This is a genomic window from Exiguobacterium sp. s40, from assembly GCF_018617905.1.
GTDB classification, from domain to species: Bacteria; Bacillota; Bacilli; order Exiguobacteriales; family Exiguobacteriaceae; genus Exiguobacterium; species Exiguobacterium mexicanum_A.
Map to the genome: position 1 here is coordinate 259,015 of NZ_JACSLC010000002.1, position 14,029 is coordinate 273,043.

The window sequence follows — 14,029 nt, forward strand, 5'->3', positions numbered from 1 at the left end:
ATGAAACGTCAACAACAACATCTATTGCGTCAACAAGTCTGGAAGAAGCTCCAATCGATTTCCTTGAAGGATATCGCCTGGATCGTCGCCGGCTCATTCATTCTCGCGTTCGGGGTGAACTACTTCACCGTCCCGAACGATTTTTCGGAAGGCGGCCTGCTCGGGGTCACCATCATTCTGTACTACTTGTTCGGCTGGGACCTCGGTGTCACGTCAATCATCGGGAACGGTCTGTTGTTCATTGTCGGCTATAAGCTGCTCGACCGCCGGACGATGGTCTATTCGGTCGTCGCTGTCATCGCGACGTCGTTCTTCCTCAGCTTGACCCATGACTGGGGCAGCCCGGTCGAGGACAAACTGCTCGCGGCCGTCTACGCCGGGATCATGATCGGGGTCGGTATCGGTATGGTGCTCCGCGTCGGCGGGACGACCGGGGGCGGGGTCATCATCGCCCGCCTCATGGAGCGGTATTTGCACATGAGCGTCGCCGTGTCGATGTTCATCATCGATGCCATCGTCGTCGGGGCGTCAGGCTTCATCCTCGGGGAGCAAGTCGTGCTCTATACGTTGATCGCCATCATCATCGGCTCGTGGGTCATTGACCTCGTCGCTGAAGGGCTCAACATCCGCAAGGCCGTCACGATCATCAGCGACAAGCAAGAAGAACTCGCCGTCGTGTTGACGGAGACACTCGGCCGCTCGGCAACGATTATCCATGGCCACGGCTACTACACGAAGCAGGACAAAAACATGTTGTATATGATCGTCGACAAGCGTCAAATCGGTCCGCTCAAGCGAATCGTCGAAGTGACCGACCCACGTGCCTTCGTCGTCATCCACCAAGTGAAAGAGGTCATCGGGGAAGGGTTCAGCTACCCATCCCGATAATTTGAACGCTGGCGTTTTGACGCCAACTTCTATATAATAAGAAGCGTGTAAAAAGAAGGAGGAACTGACTACTATGCAAACGATCGCTACAATCAGCCTGCTCGTCGTGGCTGTTTTATTGATTGTCGTCGTACTGCTCATGTCAGGTCGGTCGCAAGGTCTTGGGGCGATTGCAGGTGGCGCGGAGCAGTTGTTCGGCCGCCAGAAAGCGCGCGGCTTCGACGCTGTTTTGAACCGAACTGCAGCTGTACTAGGCACATTGTTTTTCATTTTAGGATTACTAGTCGCATCATTATGATGAAAGGCTGATCGTTCTCGATTTTACGTGAGGCGGTCGGCTTTTGTTTTTTTCAATTATTTTTTGGGAATAATGGATTGTATGAGGAGATGACGTTAGCAATGAAGATTACAGCACCGAAACCGTTCTTCTTTGAAGGCGGACCACGTGCCGTGTTGATGTTACATGGCTTTACCGGATCGAGCGCGGATGTCCGCATGCTCGGTCGTTTCCTGCAAAAAGAAGGCTATACGTGTATGGGTCCCCAGTACCGGGGCCATGCCGTCCCGCCGGAAGAATTGCTTCAATACGGACCGGCGGACTGGTGGGAGGACGTCTTGAACGCCTACCAGTCGTTGAAAGAGAAAGGCTATGAGGAGATTGCTGTCTGTGGCCTCTCGCTCGGCGGCGTCATGTCGCTTCGCCTCGCTTCGGAGGAAAACGTCAAAGGCGTCATCCCGATGTGCGCCCCGACCGGAATCGATGCCGAGGATCGGTTATACAAAGGAGTCAAAGCTTACGCTCGAGAATATAAATCTCGAGAAGACAAATCCCCTGAACAGATCGAACAGGAGATGGCGGACTTCAAACCGATGCCGACGCTCAAGGACCTCCGTGCCTTCGTCCGTGACACGACAACAAAACTCGAAGATATTTTCGTCCCGGCTCTCGTCGTCCAAGGGGCGAAAGATCAAATGGTCGATCCTGAATCTGCACACGAAATTTACGAGGCGATTAACGCGTTCCAAAAAGAACTGCTCATGTATGAGGAGTCGGGACACGTGATCACACTCGATAAAGAAAAAGAGAAACTGCACCAGGACGTGCTCGATTTTCTCGAAACGTTAGACTGGTCAGTCTAAAAAGGAGGTGCCACGTTGAATTTACGTGACCAACTACTAGAAATCATCCAAGCCAGTGATAAAGCACTGACAGTGGACCAATTGACCGAGCGTCTTGCGCTCGAGTCGACGGATGCCTTTAAAGAGCTCATCCGCACCTTGAACACCCTCGAAGAAGAGGGTTTAATCGGCCGCACCCGGACGAACCGTTACGGGACGCTCGCCGTGCTCGGCCAAGCAGCGGGAATCATCTCGATTCACCAACGCGGCTTCGGCTTCTTATCGGTCGAAGGGGAGACGGAGGACGTGTTCCTTCCGCCCGACCAATTGAAAGACGTCTACCACGGGGACACGATTCTCGTCAAAAAACGTGAGGACAACCGCGGCAAGACCGAGGGCGTGCTCCTCAAAGTCTTGAAGCGTGGCTTGTCGGAGTTCGTCGGGACGTATACGCTCCCAAGTGGACGCCTCGACCAGTTCGCCTTCATCGAGCCGGATGACAAGCGCATCAACTTCTGGCCGGTCGTCAACCCGGACAAATCGCTCGGTGCCGTCGATGGCCATAAAGTCGTCGTCCGCATCACGAAATATCCGGACGGTCGTTTCGCCGGAGCGTGTGACGTCGTCCGCATCATCGGACACAAGAACGACCCGGGCGTCGACATCTTGTCGATCGTCTATAAGCACGGCATCCCGACGGAGTTCCCGGAAGATGTCATCGACCAGGCGAACGCCGTGCCGGACGAGGCCGACGAGAAGGACTTCATGGGCCGCGTCGACCTTCGTAACGAGACGATCTTCACGATCGACGGCGAAGACGCGAAAGACTTGGACGATGCCGTCCACGTCAAGAAACTCGACAACGGCAACTATGAGCTCGGCGTCCATATCGCCGACGTGTCGCACTACGTGACGGAAGGGTCACCGCTCGACGTCGAGGCGTTCGAACGGGGGACGAGTGTGTATCTCGTCGACCGCGTCATCCCGATGTTGCCGCACCGTCTCTCGAACGGGATCTGTTCACTCAACCCGCACGTCAACCGGTTGACGCTCAGCTGCGTCATGGAGATCTCCCCGCAAAACGGGAAGGTCGTCAGCCATGAGCTGTTCCCGAGTGTCATCAAGACGACGGAGCGGATGACGTATACGAACGTCCGCGAGATCATCGAACGCGATGACGAAGCGACGCTCGGACGCTACGAGCCGTATATTCCGTTGTTCGACTTGATGGCTGAGCTCGCAGAAGTGCTGCGCAAGCGCCGTAACTCACGCGGTGCCATCAACTTCGATTTCGCCGAGGCGAAAGTCGTCGTCGACGAAGAAGGCAAACCGGCCGACATCGTCTTGCGTCCACGCTCGGTCGCCGAGAAGTTGATCGAAGAGTTCATGCTCGCGGCCAACGAGACGGTCGCCGAACACTTCCACAAGATGGACGTGCCGTTCATCTATCGTGTGCACGATAACCCGAAATCGGACAAGCTCGACTTCTTCTTCGACTTCGTCGCGAACTTCGGCGTGCATATCGAGCGGTTCAAAGGCCAGAAGGTCGAACCGAAGACGCTACAGAAGATTTTGAAGGCGATCTCGGGTGAACCGGAAGAGCCGGTCATCAGCACGATCATGCTCCGTTCGATGCAACAGGCGAAGTACGATGATGTCTCACTCGGTCACTTCGGCCTCGCGACCGACTTCTATACGCACTTCACGTCACCGATCCGCCGCTATCCGGACTTGATCGTCCACCGTCTCATGCGCACGTATGCTTTCAACGGCGACGTGTCAGAGAAGACGATCGCCAAGTACGAGGACCGTCTCGGTTCGATCGCCGAACAGGCGTCGAAACGCGAGCGTCGTTCGGTCGATGCCGAACGTGAGACGCAAGCCTTGAAGAAAGCCGAGTACATGGAATCACGTCTCGGTGAAGAGTTCGATGGCGTCGTCAGCGGTGTCACGAACTTCGGGATGTTTATCGAGCTTCCGAACACGATCGAAGGACTCGTTCGTCTCCAGTCGATGGATGACTACTACCACTTCGACGAGTCGCAGCTCATGTTGCTCGGCGAGCGGACGAAACGTCAGTTCCGCATCGGTGACGCGGTGCGCGTCAAGGTCGACGCCGTCAACTTGGACGAGCGCACGATCGACTTCACCGTCGTCGGCATGCCGAAGCGGGAACAGTCGCGCCGTCGCCAACCGACGACGATCAAAGCGACGGAAGGTCGTCCGAAGAAGGATGACAAAAAAGGCCGCGGCCGTGACGACAAACGTCCGAAGCGCGGCAAGCCGGGTAAACCAGGGAAGCCAGGTCAAGCCGGCAAACCGTCGAAACCAGGCGAGAAGCCGAAGTCGTCGCAAGGACGGTCGGTGCTCGACTTGAAGAAGAAAGACGGTCAAAAACGTAAAGGCGACGCCAAACGCGGAGCGAAGAAGCGTCGCTGACGGGAGGGGGCGACCCATCCTCCATATTGAAGTAAAGGACTGAATGTCTATGGCTAAGAAGAAAGATTCGAACGCGCTCGCGCAAAACCGAAAAGCGTCCTTCGATTATGCGATCGAAGATACGATTGAAGCCGGCATGGTGTTGACGGGGACCGAGATTAAATCGGTGCGCCAGTCAAAGATCAACATTGCCGACGCCTACGTCCGCTTTGATGGTGGCGAGGCGACACTTCACAACTGTCATATCAGCCCGTTCGAGCAAGGGAACCGGTTCAACCATGATCCGCTTCGTGTCCGAAAGCTATTGTTGCATAAGAAGCAAATTAATCAGCTCATCGGCGCACAAGGGCGTGACGGGTATACGATCATTCCGCTCAAAGTGTATCTCAAGAACGGCTTCGCCAAATGTCTTCTCGGCATCGGGCGCGGGAAGAAGAAGTATGACAAGCGCGACGACTTGAAGAAGAAAGATGCGAAGCGTGACGTCGACCGGGCTCTCCGGGACCGGCAAAAATACTGACAGCGAGACCTGATTGTGGTATAGTTGTTGTAGTACCAATTACCACCTCGGGGACGTTATGGATTCGACGGGGGTAGGTCGGTCGTATGTGGCGTGTCGAGGGGTCGGCCTCGTTAAAACGCAAACGCCTATAACTGGCAAAACTAACACACAACTCGCAGCAGCCTAAGTGCCCTGCGGATCCTGACATCCATCGCTTGTGTGGATGACTTTCAGGGTCTCAAACTAAGCAAGCTACGCTTCAACCTCGCCGTCTGAGGGCGCGAAGAAGAGATGAATCAGACTGGATGCGACAACGCCTGTTTATCGGCAGTGTCACATTGAGATTCAATAGATAAACTACACACGTAGAAGCATGCGTTACGATGCCTTCGGACGCGGGTTCGACTCCCGCCGTCTCCATTTTTAAGCAGTCTGCGATGGCTGCAATCAATGATATTTCATGAAGACCTTCTAATTTCATTGAGATTAGAAGGTCTTTTGATTTTTATGGAGCAATTCAATCACAATGAAATGAAAGCAGGTGAATCAAATGGGAAAATATCAGTTAGATACGAAAAGTAAAGTGGCTGCTGCCAAGTATCAAGATGGTAAAAAACCAGTTGTGTCGAACAAAAAGGATAAGATTAATCAGATTCGAGAAGCATATTTGCAGAAGCAAAAAGATAAGCAACAATCTGGTGAATAATTAGACAGCTTGGCTGACTTCAATTGTTTTGCCGTAAAAAGAAGAGGGTCATCCGTGCGTATGTTATGCATGGATGACCCTTTTCTTGGGCCTCTAGATTTGAAACGAACTGAACCGAAGGAGGGAGACACTTGATGACAAGTTTTCACTTGGCGTTCAGTTCAGCTTATTATTTGATGTTCTTTTGATTTCATTGCATGATAAGCTAGTTTTATCAAGCTTTTCATAATACTTTCTATACCTAAATAACGGAGGGATTAGATGTTAGTGGCATCACACACACCTAATATGACGGGTGTTTTACTATCGGGAGAACCAGACGATTTTCGAGCGTTATACGAGTCTTTACATAAGATAGTTGGTAATGTGGATCCAAATATAGAGGATGGATCGGTACTTCGGATTTTAGGCTTTTGCTACGACGTTAGACATACGTTTATGGGTCACCGTAATGCGGCCTTTGAAGAACACGGATTTGATGAAGAGCATTTAGCTTTTTTATCGCTTGTCGGTCCGAAACAAAATTTACATCTTTCTTTTGAAACGTTTTGGCCTGAAATGCTTTATATCGTCTTCTCATTAGAAACATGCATTAAGGATTATCAGAAAACCTCAAAGGCTACTATTTGGGATCCACATATTACACAGGCACGCATTTTACAATCCGCAATCACTATGCTAGTAGAAGAAACGGTTACCTCAAGACAATTCGCAAGTTTTCAAAAATGGATTACTGAAAATAGTATTGAACGTATTATCTATGCGCAATATATTGATTACTTAAACAGCAAGTGGAACGATTTAGATGTAGAGAAGCGTAAAAAGAATTTCAATATTTTTGCGAAACGCACCTGTCAGCTGACATCAGATTATGAACGCCAAAAAAGGCTTGTTATCGAAGCGGCAATCGAGCATAGGTGTCTGCCTTCAGAAATTCATTACCCATCTGAATTTTATAATCACGTGGAATGGTAAAGGGTGTCTGAATGGGGCATATCGTCAACTCAAGCATCAACGTTTCTTCGGGAAAGACTCGTAAGAGCTGAACGGTTTGTCCAAATTCCACTATACGTACTTTTATCGAAACTAAGCTACGTTCTTCTGCTATACGTTTTTTGTTTTCATATGTTTCGCTTAATTTTATAATGCGATATAGTGACTTGATTTTGAAGAGTGGTGAATAAAATGGGTTGGGAGTTAGGTGTCGCTGAAGCGAAAAGCGATTATTTAACGGAAACTGATTTATGGCGCTATACCCAGCAGTTTCTCATGAACGCGACACATACGACGACGTACAAGCATATGCTTATGAAGGCGTTGCTCGAATGCACGACCGAACTGAGTGATTCTGGTGTACTAACGTTCGAGCAAATTTCGAAACACGTGACGAAGATGTACTGGAATTTGATTGTGACTAACGGATTGCGACAAGTGAATCAGATTGGAAAAATGAGCTCAGTCGAGAAAACGATGCTCACGTTTCAAGCGACACATGAAATTCCGTCCACTTGGAACTTTGACCGTCTGCCGATTCAGAAGCAAAAACAATTGATTCGAAACGTGAATCAGTTCTATAAGAAGTATGTGTACGGCTCGTTCTATGCCTCGTTCGAGGGGACCGTCTATTCATTCAATCGGCAAGAAGAATGGGTTAAGCTTGTGCCGAGTTACGTCATCTTTTTTGAGAAATATAAACGAGTCTTGATGAATGTCACGAATTATCAACTCGCCGTCTTTTTAGAAAAATACAATACACGCGAGGCGATGGAGCGAATCTTGAACAAACTCGAGTTCGTCTCGGCTCGTCAATCGCTCGACGAGTTCAAACAAATTTTGCTGAGGCATGGTCATTCCGTCTGTTTTTATTGCATGAAGCCGCTCAAACAGATCCATGTCGACCATTTTATCCCATGGTCTTATATGCAGAATGATGTCTTATGGAATTTTGTTCTCGCTTGTCCGACTTGTAATACGAGCAAGAACAATCGAATGGCGAAGGTTGATTATCTTTACGCGCTCGTGGAACGGAACCATGAGTTGCGAGTGGCGGAACAGATGAAGACCTACAAAGAGACGAAATTGATTCATCTGTACGAGTATGCGGTGCAAAATGGGTTTGAGGCCAACTGGGTACCGAAGACATAAAATAAATGAACCTCATTCAATGAACAACGGTTCAAGTTTTGCTGGAAATTTAGAAGTAATTGGTGAAATTGAAGCATTACCGTTTATTGAAACAGTTAAAATTTTCGGATTAACAAACTCCTGTGGCCGAGGAAGGTCGACGGCACGATCATCTAATGATCGTTGTAACATCTTATTTTGTAGTAATGGACGTGCACAGACTGTAGCGTCCGTCATACCCCAGATGTCAACGTAGGACTCAATCTCAAACAAGAGGCCGAATATTTTAGCTACTTCAAACGTCAAGACAATGGAGCTTTCGGTCGTCAGATTGGATGACCCAAAATCCCCTCATCTCCAATCATAGTGAAGTTAGAAGTAGTTCAATGTACGAGTACTTCATTTCGGATTATAATGAAATTAAGAGAAGCATAAAAGGGGTTGTTTACTGATGAAACTAAGCTTACAATCAGAGCGCTATAAACGAGTTGAAAAAAATTTAAGCCTTGAAAACATAGCTGTCGATAAGCAAGTAGCGTTACGCGCCATTGAGATTGTGAATGCTAAAAAGCCTCTAACAAAATCGATGATTCAAGAGGCTATAAAGCTTGGAAAAGTATAATTTTGGCGAAGACGAATATTATTTGTTATCGCATAATATTGTGGGCGCTACAAATATGAAACAGTTAGAGATTGCTGAACAATTTGCTTTTACCGTGCGAGCGTTACAATTTGAAACAGGCGAATATCAATTGTCGGCATTTGACTATAATCAATTGTTGGCCTTGCATAAGCATTTGTTTCAAGACATTTATGATTTTGCCGGTATGCTACGAGATGTTCAACTTGCAAAGGGTAATACTCGTTTTTGTCAAATGCAATTCATTCAATCAGAACTCCAGTCTATATGTGATGAGTTAGTGAATGAACCTGTTTGGATAGATTTGAAAATGGCTGCGGAGCGATTAGCCTATTTCAAAAGTGAACTTAATATTATCCACCCTTTTAGAGAAGGGAATGGACGGACGATTCGATTATTTATTCATAACTTAGCTAAGCACAAAGGATACGAATGGGACTATATTAATATATCGCAAGAAGATTATATGAAGGCGATGATTCACTCGGTAACAAATATAGAACTGCTTTACCAGTTGTTCCTCGATAATCTTATGATAATAAAATAAAGTGTGCAGATTTTTTTCTAGTGCTCAGAATTCATCTATTACAAGTCCGTCATTTCGTTAGAATCCAGATTCTCTTTCGCTAAAATCGGATAAAGAAGATGCTCATCCTGATTGGTGTAAAGAATAAGCGGAGACAGGATGACAAGGTCCATTCGATGGCGACCTCAATAAGAGCATCCATCTATTGATATTCTCTGACTAAAAAATTCAGCGTAAACAATTTGGGCTAGTTGAGTAGTTCATCTCTAGTCAAATACGGGTACATTACCTCTATGTGAAAACGAAGAGGAGTGACCACTATGCGAAAAACCATCGTCATCGCGGGCGCGAGCGGCTACATCGGCTCGAACGTGATGGACCATCTAAAAGAAGAATATGACATCATCGCCTTATCCCGCTCAACGAAAAACAAGGAAAACGAGGACCATATCACGTGGCGGTCGTGCGATTTATTCTCGTATGAACAGACACGTGAGGCGTGCGAGGGAGCGGACTACGCCATGTTCCTCGTCCACTCGATGATTCCGGACGGCGGATTGACGCAGGCAACGTTCGAAGACATGGACGCGCTCATCGCCGACAACTTCGCCCGGGCGACAAAAGCGAACGACATCGAACAAATCGTCTACTTGAGCGGCATCATTCCGAAAGAGTCGAAGACGTTGTCACGTCACTTGAAGAGCCGGCTCGAGGTCGAACGGATTCTCGGCGGTCAAGGTGTACCGGTGACGACGATTCGGGCCGGACTCATCATCGGTCCAGAAGGCTCGTCGTTCCCGATTCTCGCGAAGCTCGTCAAACGGTTGCCGGTCATGATTCTCCCGAACTGGACGAAGACGGAGACGCATCCGATCGATTTGCGCGAAGCGGTGCAGGCGCTCATCTCGGTCGTTGGGGCCGAGGCGCTGTACGACCATCATATCGATATTGGTGGACCGGAAGTGATGACGTATCGGAAGATGATTGAAGATACGGCTGACGTCATGGGCAAACGCCGCGTCATGATCGACTTCCCGTTCCCGACGATCAAATTGTCCCGCCTTTGGGTCATGGCCGTGACGGGTGAACCGAAAGACACGGTCTATCCGCTCGTCGAGAGCATGGGCCACGCCATGGTCGCGAAAGACACGACCGGCGTCAAACAAGGAGAGATCCCGTTCAAGGAAGCGGTGGAGCACGCACTCGAGGAAGAAGAGAAACAGAAGTCAGGCGGCGGCAAGAAGAAAAAAGCGCCGCAACAGTACACGGTCCGCTCGATTCAACGGTTCGGTCTGCCGGAGAACAAGTCGGCGCTATGGATGGCCGACACGTATTTCGAGTGGCTCGGCCGGCTCGCGTATCCGCTCATCCAGACGACGAAAGAGGACGATGACTGGGAAATCGCGCTCCTCCGTCCGTCACTCGTCGCACTCCATCTGTCGCTCGAAGACGAGGCGACGGACGATATGGCCTCTTATGAAATCGATGGCGGGTTGTTTGCGAAGTTGAGTGAGGATGACAAGACAGGCCGACTCGAGTTCAGACGGCTCCCCGAGTCGGACGAAGGGCTCGTCGCCATCCACGAGTTCGTGCCGGCGCTGCCGTGGTGGTTCTATACGAAGACGCAGGCGAAAGCCCACCTCGTCGTCATGTGGCTGTTCGGCCGTCACGTCCGTCTGCTCGGGGAAGATGCGGACGAGGGCGACCAAGTCGTCGAAGCACCGACGAACTAACGAAGACGCATCCATCGTGATGCGTCTTTGTTTTGTCGATTATGTTAACGTTTCGCCAGAGTCGTTTACAAAGGGCAGGGACAGGCGTACACTAAACTCGTTTTCGACTGAATGGAAAGAAGGAATGCAAGAATGGACAACTTCATGACATCACGCCAAGGATGGCAAAAAGACATCTCGGCCGGAATCACCGTTGGGGTCGTCGCCGTGCCGCTCGCGATGGCGTTCGCGATTGCCTCGGGCGTCGGACCGGTGTACGGCCTGTACACGGCCATCATCGCCGGCATCCTCGTCAGCCTGTTCGGGGGCTCGACGTTCCAAATCGCCGGACCGACCGGCGCCTTCATCCCAATCGTCTCGGGCGTCATGCTCGCGCATGGCTATGAAGGATTGCTCGTGACGACGTTCCTCGCCGGGATCCTGTTGTTCCTCATGAGCGTACTCCGCGTCGGACGATTGATCCGCTTCATGCCGCGGGCTGTCACCATCGGGTTCACGGCCGGAATCGCCGTCGTCATCTTCGTCGACCAGCTCGACGAACTGTTCGGCATCACGTTCGAGAAGGCACCGCACTTCCACGAGAACTTACTGAAGCTCGTGGCGTCGTTGAATGAAGCGAGCTTATGGCCTGTCTTCATTGCCGCCATCGGTTTCTTGACGCTCTGGCTCGTACCGAAACTGCCCGTGAAATTGCCGCTGTTATTGATGGCGATGCTCGTGCCGACGTTCGTCAGTCTCGTCGTCCCAGGGGAAGTCGCGACAATCGGCAGTGCCTATGGCGGCATCCCGAGCGGACTGCCTGAGTTCAACTGGCTCGCCATCGACCTCGATTTGATTGCGACGCTGTTGCCGTCGGCGTTCGCCATCGCTTTCCTCGGGGCACTCGAGTCGCTGTTGTCAGGTGCGGTCGCAGACGGCATGGCCGGCACGAAGATGAACCCGGACAAAGAACTGTTCGGGCAAGGACTCGCCAACGTCGTCGTCCCGTTCTTCGGTGGGATCCCGGCGACCGGCGCCATCGCCCGGACGGCGACGAACATTCAAGCAGGCGCCGTCAGCCGCCGCTCCGGCGTCATCCACGGGTTGACGGTGCTACTCGCCGTGCTCGTGTTGGCACCGCTCGCGAGCTACGTCCCGCTGGCCGCACTCGCCCCAATCTTGATGCGCGTCGCTTGGAATATGTCGGAGCGGCACCACGTCTTCGAGATGCTCAAGCATCGGTCGGCTGAGTCGCTCGTCCTGCTGATTACGCTCGGGCTGACCGTGTTCGTCGACCTCGTCGTCGCCGTCGAGGTAGGGGTCATCTGTGCGCTCGCCTTGTTCGCGAAACGGATGGCCGATACGATCGACGTCCGCGAACAGACGGAACGATACGTGACACGCGACGGTCAAGTCGTCTTCAGCGTCGAGGGCCCGCTCTTCTTCGGAGCGATCGAGATGTTCGAGCACGTGTTGCATCATATCCATGACGAGCCTGACGTCTTCATCTTCAACTTCCACCGCTGTCCGGTCATCGATGTGACGGCCGTCGAAGAGATTCGCCGCGTCGTCCGCGAGTTGAAAGCGGCCGACCGTCGTGTCGTCTTCGCGCACTTGTCGGCACCCGTGCGCCAGACGCTCACGCATTATGGCGTGCTCGATCACGTCGACACGTTCGAGACGACGCAGGAAGCGATTGACGCGTCTTAACGGACGGACAGAATCTGACCGAACGGGATGCGACGCACGTCCGTGTCGAACAGCTCGACTTCACGCTCGGCATAATAGATGGCGTGGACGTAGCCGCGCACCGTATGGGTCATGCCGTTGTCGAACAGCGTCAGCTCGACCGCGTCGCCTTCACGGATGGCGCGTTCGAGCTCGGTCTGCCATAAGTAGAGGAGCTGCTCATCCAAGTCAGGCAGCTCGATTTTTTGGACGTGGGCGTAATATTTCTTTAGCAGCGCCACGTGCTCGGGCATGAGGAACGGGATCCATTTTAATTCACCGCGGTCTTTGTAGCGGGTCTGGCTCATGACGATTCACCTCCTTGTTTATGTCCGCCGATGAGGCGTTGCCGCGTCCGGAGCGGACTGTCTTTCAGTAAACTCGATGCCGGACGGATCGTGCCGCGCCCGAAGCGGACGTTCAAGCGATCGACGAGGTCGAGGAAGTCGAACCGGCGCGCCCGGGCCCACTCGTCCTCGAAGAAGGAGAGCTGAACGTGATCGCTCCTTGGCTCGAGCTTGCCGAGGGCGACCGAGACGTAACGGACCGCCTCCGTCTCGTCCCACGCGTCGAGGAAAAGCGTCAACAACACCGGCAAGAACTCGCGCTCGTCCGCTGTGAAGCGGGCGAGCTTTTTTTGTTTGCTGAACCCGCGCCGCTCGCTCGTCCGGGTGTAGCGGACGCCAAGATGGACGCTCCCGCCGACGAGACCGGCCTGCCGGGTCCGCATCCCGACCTCGACCGCAATCGCCTGCAGGACGAGCCGGATGGCCGCGTACGTCGCATAGTCCTTCATGAGCGTGATGCCGTGGCCAATCGTCCGGGGCCGCTGCCGTTTCGCCCCGAACAGGGAGCTCGGCGGGAGGATCGTCGGCGATTCATCGATGCCCCAGGCGTGATGCCACAGCTCGGCGCCGATGACGCCGAACTTCTCATGGAGCGTCTCGAGCGGATAGCGGGCGAGGTCACCGATCGTCTCGATGCCGAGCCGCCGGAGATGGACTTCCATCTTCGCCCCGACGCCCCACATCTTGCCGATCGGGGCCGGGTGGATCAACTTCTCGACGTCGTGGAGGAAACAGCTGGCGACACCTGTCTTCTTCCCATGCAGGTCGAGGACGAGCTTGGCGAGGACGTTGTTCGGACCGATGCCGATCGTGACCGGGATGCCAGTATAGCGGAAGACGGTCGAGCGGATGAGGCGGGCGACGTGCGCATCGTTCCCGAACAGCCGCTCCGTTCCCGTCAAATCGACGAGCGTCTCGTCGACCGAGTAGACACGGATCGCCTCCGGGGGCGCGAACTGGTGCAAGATGTGGACGATTTGCACGGACACGTTCAAATAATGGCTCATCCGGGCCTCGGCGTAGATGACGTGCCGCCGCTCGTGCCACGGCAGTCGGTCGATGTGGAACCGTCTAGAGCCGGTCTTGATGCCGAGCTTCTTCATCGGCGGCGTCGCGGCGAGGACGAGGGCGCCGTGGTCCTGTAAATTCGATAAGACGACGAGCTTTGTCTTGTACGGGTTCAACTTGCGGGCGGCGCACTCGCAACTGGCGTAGAACGAGACGCTGTCGATACAAAAAATCCGACGTCGCATAGCCACCTCTCCTTTTTTACGAACAAACGTTCTGTTTTTTTCTCA

14 protein-coding genes and 1 other RNA gene are annotated in these 14,029 nt (G+C 52.3%); 13 read left to right on the forward strand and 2 right to left on the reverse strand.

The window, feature by feature from the left end; all coding sequences use genetic code 11:
• The 13 genes from KNP02_RS02965 (at window position 1) to KNP02_RS03025 (ending at window position 12,366) form a co-directional block, all read left to right on the forward strand.
• A complete protein-coding gene (locus KNP02_RS02965; RefSeq protein WP_251129117.1) occupies window positions 1–888 on the forward strand; it encodes a YitT family protein in 888 nt (295 codons plus the stop codon).
• A gap of 73 nt (window positions 889–961) precedes the next feature.
• Complete coding sequence (gene secG / locus KNP02_RS02970; RefSeq protein WP_012726902.1) at window positions 962–1,186, forward strand: preprotein translocase subunit SecG; 225 nt, start codon at window positions 962–964, stop codon at window positions 1,184–1,186.
• A gap of 101 nt (window positions 1,187–1,287) precedes the next feature.
• A complete protein-coding gene (locus tag KNP02_RS02975; protein ID WP_214707285.1) occupies window positions 1,288–2,028 on the forward strand; it encodes an alpha/beta hydrolase in 741 nt (246 codons plus the stop codon).
• A 15-nt stretch (window positions 2,029–2,043) separates the two neighbouring features.
• Window positions 2,044–4,446 (forward strand): ribonuclease R, encoded by a 2,403-nt coding sequence (gene rnr / locus KNP02_RS02980; RefSeq protein ID WP_214707287.1) that lies wholly within the window; start codon window positions 2,044–2,046, stop codon window positions 4,444–4,446.
• 49 nt (window positions 4,447–4,495) lie between these two features.
• On the forward strand, window positions 4,496–4,966 hold the full coding sequence (gene smpB, locus KNP02_RS02985; protein WP_214707289.1) for an SsrA-binding protein SmpB: 471 nt from the start codon (window positions 4,496–4,498) through the stop codon (window positions 4,964–4,966).
• Between the two features lie 49 nt (window positions 4,967–5,015).
• Window positions 5,016–5,371: a transfer-messenger RNA gene (ssrA, locus tag KNP02_RS02990) on the forward strand.
• A 127-nt stretch (window positions 5,372–5,498) separates the two neighbouring features.
• Window positions 5,499–5,654, forward strand: coding sequence for an alcohol dehydrogenase (locus tag KNP02_RS02995; RefSeq protein ID WP_214707291.1), 156 nt, complete (start codon window positions 5,499–5,501; stop codon window positions 5,652–5,654).
• A gap of 261 nt (window positions 5,655–5,915) precedes the next feature.
• Window positions 5,916–6,629 carry a DUF6904 family protein gene (locus KNP02_RS03000; protein WP_214707293.1) on the forward strand — a complete coding sequence of 238 codons (714 nt, stop codon included), beginning with the start codon at window positions 5,916–5,918 and terminating at the stop codon, window positions 6,627–6,629.
• A gap of 210 nt (window positions 6,630–6,839) precedes the next feature.
• Complete coding sequence (locus KNP02_RS03005) at window positions 6,840–7,799, forward strand: HNH endonuclease (protein WP_214707295.1); 960 nt, start codon at window positions 6,840–6,842, stop codon at window positions 7,797–7,799.
• A 430-nt stretch (window positions 7,800–8,229) separates the two neighbouring features.
• Window positions 8,230–8,400 (forward strand): hypothetical protein, encoded by a 171-nt coding sequence (locus KNP02_RS03010; RefSeq protein WP_157964168.1) that lies wholly within the window; start codon window positions 8,230–8,232, stop codon window positions 8,398–8,400.
• Complete coding sequence (locus KNP02_RS03015) at window positions 8,387–8,965, forward strand: Fic/DOC family protein (protein ID WP_214707297.1); 579 nt, start codon at window positions 8,387–8,389, stop codon at window positions 8,963–8,965. The genes KNP02_RS03010 and KNP02_RS03015 overlap by 14 nt, the downstream gene beginning before the upstream one ends.
• Window positions 8,966–9,264: 299 nt before the next feature.
• Complete coding sequence (locus KNP02_RS03020; protein WP_214707299.1) at window positions 9,265–10,677, forward strand: NAD-dependent epimerase/dehydratase family protein; 1,413 nt, start codon at window positions 9,265–9,267, stop codon at window positions 10,675–10,677.
• A 132-nt stretch (window positions 10,678–10,809) separates the two neighbouring features.
• Window positions 10,810–12,366, forward strand: coding sequence for a SulP family inorganic anion transporter (locus tag KNP02_RS03025; RefSeq protein WP_214707301.1), 1,557 nt, complete (start codon window positions 10,810–10,812; stop codon window positions 12,364–12,366).
• Here KNP02_RS03025 and KNP02_RS03030 read toward each other — a convergent pair.
• Both KNP02_RS03030 and KNP02_RS03035 read right to left on the reverse strand, forming a co-directional pair.
• A complete protein-coding gene (locus KNP02_RS03030; RefSeq protein ID WP_131437869.1) occupies window positions 12,363–12,692 on the reverse strand; it encodes a YolD-like family protein in 330 nt (109 codons plus the stop codon). The two genes, KNP02_RS03025 and KNP02_RS03030, sit on opposite strands and share 4 nt — an antisense overlap.
• A complete protein-coding gene (locus KNP02_RS03035; RefSeq protein ID WP_214707303.1) occupies window positions 12,689–13,984 on the reverse strand; it encodes a Y-family DNA polymerase in 1,296 nt (431 codons plus the stop codon). Before KNP02_RS03035 ends, KNP02_RS03030 begins: the two co-directional genes overlap by 4 nt.
• Window positions 13,985–14,029 lie beyond the last annotated feature (45 nt).

Excerpts from the sequence above, each read along its gene's own strand:
- KNP02_RS02965 (WP_251129117.1), top strand. The coding sequence starts at position 1 with ATGAAACGTCAACAACAACATCTATTGCGTCAACAAGTCTGGAAGAAG.
- secG (WP_012726902.1), top strand. The coding sequence starts at position 962 with ATGCAAACGATCGCTACAATCAGCCTGCTCGTCGTGGCTGTTTTATTG.
- KNP02_RS02975 (WP_214707285.1), top strand. The coding sequence starts at position 1,288 with ATGAAGATTACAGCACCGAAACCGTTCTTCTTTGAAGGCGGACCACGT.
- smpB (WP_214707289.1), top strand. The coding sequence starts at position 4,496 with ATGGCTAAGAAGAAAGATTCGAACGCGCTCGCGCAAAACCGAAAAGCG.
- KNP02_RS02995 (WP_214707291.1), top strand. The coding sequence starts at position 5,499 with ATGGGAAAATATCAGTTAGATACGAAAAGTAAAGTGGCTGCTGCCAAG.
- KNP02_RS03000 (WP_214707293.1), top strand. The coding sequence starts at position 5,916 with ATGTTAGTGGCATCACACACACCTAATATGACGGGTGTTTTACTATCG.
- KNP02_RS03005 (WP_214707295.1), top strand. The coding sequence starts at position 6,840 with ATGGGTTGGGAGTTAGGTGTCGCTGAAGCGAAAAGCGATTATTTAACG.
- KNP02_RS03010 (WP_157964168.1), top strand. The coding sequence starts at position 8,230 with ATGAAACTAAGCTTACAATCAGAGCGCTATAAACGAGTTGAAAAAAAT.
- KNP02_RS03020 (WP_214707299.1), top strand. The coding sequence starts at position 9,265 with ATGCGAAAAACCATCGTCATCGCGGGCGCGAGCGGCTACATCGGCTCG.
- KNP02_RS03025 (WP_214707301.1), top strand. The coding sequence starts at position 10,810 with ATGGACAACTTCATGACATCACGCCAAGGATGGCAAAAAGACATCTCG.
- KNP02_RS03030 (WP_131437869.1), bottom strand. The coding sequence starts at position 12,692 with ATGAGCCAGACCCGCTACAAAGACCGCGGTGAATTAAAATGGATCCCG.
- KNP02_RS03035 (WP_214707303.1), bottom strand. The coding sequence starts at position 13,984 with ATGCGACGTCGGATTTTTTGTATCGACAGCGTCTCGTTCTACGCCAGT.